The following is a 2,522-nucleotide window of genomic DNA, read 5'->3' on the forward strand; positions in this document are numbered from 1 at the left end:
AAGGAGGTGGTGGACGCTACTGGGCTTGAACCAGTGACCCCCGCCTTGTAAGGGCGGTGCTCTCCCAACTGAGCTAAGCGTCCTTTAAATTCTTATTACACAATGAAAATATGTGAATGTCTGTCATGGTTAACAAAAAGTCTGTTAAACCTATTACATCTCTGCTCACATTATAAAGTGGTGGACGCTACTGGGCTTGAACCAGTGACCCCCGCCTTGTAAGGGCGGTGCTCTCCCAACTGAGCTAAGCGTCCGTCTTGTGTAATCTGCCTGCCGTGCTTGGCAAGTGGAGCGGTATTATAGTGAGGCGATGAAAACTGTCAACAGCTAATTTATAAATAAATGTTTGTTTGGTTGAAAAATATGCACTTGTTCTTTTTGTAAACGAAACAGTAAAGAAAATAACCAGGGTGGTTTTTCCAATCCTTTTAGGCTGGTAAAATGTATGGATATTTTTATTAACTCATTAGAGACATTTCATGACGGTGGTTACACGATTTGCACCTAGCCCCACAGGCTATCTTCACGTTGGCGGAGCTCGTACCGCTTTATATTCATGGCTTTACGCAAAAAATACAGGTGGTGAATTTGTACTGCGTATAGAAGATACCGATATTGAACGCTCCACTGAAGAAGCAAAGCAGGCAATTTTGGATGGTATGCAGTGGTTGGGGTTAACCTGGGATCAAGGCCCTGTATATCAAACACATCGTTTTGAACGGTACAAAGAACTTATCGCAAAAATGCTTGATGAAGGAAAAGCCTATAAATGTTTTATGTCGGCCAATGAGCTGGACGAAATCCGGGAGCAGCAGAAACTACGCGGCGAAAAACCTCGATACCCTGGTACATGGCGAGAGCGAAATGATCATCCAGAAGATCAATCGTATGTTATCCGCTTTAAGAACCCTCTTGAAGGTAAGGTCGTAATTAATGACCACATCCGTGGCAAAATAGAAATTGATAACCGCGAATTGGATGATTTAATTATTCAACGCTCTGATGGCACGCCCACCTATAATTTCTGCGTCGTGGTCGATGATTGGGATATGGGGATTACCCACGTTGTTCGTGGCGAAGATCATATTAACAATACCCCGCGTCAAATTAATATTTTAGAAGCGCTCGGTGCGCCTATACCTGAGTATGCCCATGTCTCTATGATTTTAGGTGACGATGGTAAAAAACTATCTAAACGGCATGGTGCGGTAGGGGTGATGCAATATCGAGATGATGGTTTTTTACCGCAGGCACTGCTCAATTATCTGGTTAGGTTAGGGTGGTCTCACGGCGATCAGGAAATATTTTCACTCGATGAAATGATTGAACACTTTAGCTTAGATGCGATAGGGCAGTCAGCTTCAGCGTTTAATACTGAAAAACTTATTTGGTTAAACCAACACTATATTAAAACGCTTCCTGCTAGTGAAGTTGCCACGCATGCAAAGTGGCATTTTGATAAGATGGGTATCGACTTATCAACGGGGCCAGAGCTTGAAAAGGTTATTGCGATACAGGCTGATCGAGTGAAAACATTGAAAGAGTTAGCGCAAATCAGTACCTATTTCTATACTGACTTTGAAGAATTTGATGCAAACGCTGCTAAGAAGCACTTACGAGTAGTAGCGAAAGAACCATTAGAAAAAGTTAAAGAAAAACTATTGGCGGTTGAAAATTGGGAGCCTGAAGCAATTCAGCACGCTATCCATGCTACCGCGCAAGAATTAGAGGTGGGGATGGGTAAAGTCGGTATGCCTTTACGCGTAGCTGCAACTGGAAGCGGGAATTCTCCTTCTTTGGATATAACCTTGAATTTGCTTTCTCAAGACAAAGTTGCTGAGAGAATAGACAAAGCGCTTACTTTTATAGCAAACAGGGAAAATTCCTAAAAAAAAGCGTTGACAGCTCGGCTATCGATGCCTAGAATGCGCCCCGCTGTCACACAACTGACTTGTGTCACGTTGTAATGATACGGGGCCATAGCTCAGCTGGGAGAGCGCTTGCATGGCATGCAAGAGGTCGGCGGTTCGATCCCGCCTGGCTCCACCAAAAAATTTTAAATAAGATGAAGTTTTTATCTTATTAGGCCTGACAGAAAGTCTGTAGGGTAAAAAGGTCGCTCGGTTCTCCAGCTCGCCTTGCCTTACAGAAATTTGTCGCCGACAGGAAATCTAGTAAGTTGAATAATGACGCTCAGTTCGCTGGCTCACTTCGCCTTACAAAAAATCCGCGAAGTTTACTTCGCGAAGAAGATTTTTTGTCCCCTTCGTCTAGAGGCCTAGGACACCGCCCTTTCACGGCGGTAACAGGGGTTCGAATCCCCTAGGGGACGCCATATAACGGTGTCGCAGTCCGTAACTGCGAGTGATAACGAGTAAGAAAAGGTTGCTCTTATTTAAGCGCTCACCTCGCCTTACAAAAAATCCGCGAAGTTTACTTCGAGGTAACTGGCCTGACAGAAAGTCTGTAGGGTAAATAAGGTCGCTCGGTTCGCCAGCTCACCTTGCCTTACAGAAATTTGT

The 2,522-nt window shown here is 44.3% G+C and carries 1 protein-coding gene and 4 tRNA genes; 3 read left to right on the forward strand and 2 right to left on the reverse strand.

Annotated features, from left to right (window positions below; genetic code table 11):
• Positions 1–7: 7 nt before the first annotated feature.
• Together OPS28_RS06075 and OPS28_RS06080 are read right to left on the reverse strand one after the other, a co-directional pair.
• Positions 8–83 (reverse strand) — tRNA-Val (locus tag OPS28_RS06075).
• Between the two features lie 95 nt (positions 84–178).
• Positions 179–254, reverse strand: a tRNA-Val gene (locus OPS28_RS06080).
• 225 nt (positions 255–479) lie between these two features.
• On the opposite strand from OPS28_RS06080, the gene gltX reads away from it, so the two are divergent.
• The 3 genes from gltX to OPS28_RS06095 all read left to right on the forward strand — a co-directional run bounded on the left by gltX (position 480) and on the right by OPS28_RS06095 (position 2,335).
• Complete coding sequence (gene gltX / locus OPS28_RS06085; RefSeq protein ID WP_265608568.1) at positions 480–1,889, forward strand: glutamate--tRNA ligase; 1,410 nt, start codon at positions 480–482, stop codon at positions 1,887–1,889.
• Positions 1,890–1,973: 84 nt separating this feature from the next.
• Positions 1,974–2,049, forward strand: a tRNA-Ala gene (locus tag OPS28_RS06090).
• A gap of 210 nt (positions 2,050–2,259) precedes the next feature.
• Positions 2,260–2,335, forward strand: a tRNA-Glu gene (locus OPS28_RS06095).
• Positions 2,336–2,522 lie beyond the last annotated feature (187 nt).

Source organism: Alteromonas sp. ASW11-130, assembly GCF_026183735.1.
Lineage (GTDB): Bacteria > Pseudomonadota > Gammaproteobacteria > Enterobacterales > Alteromonadaceae > Alteromonas.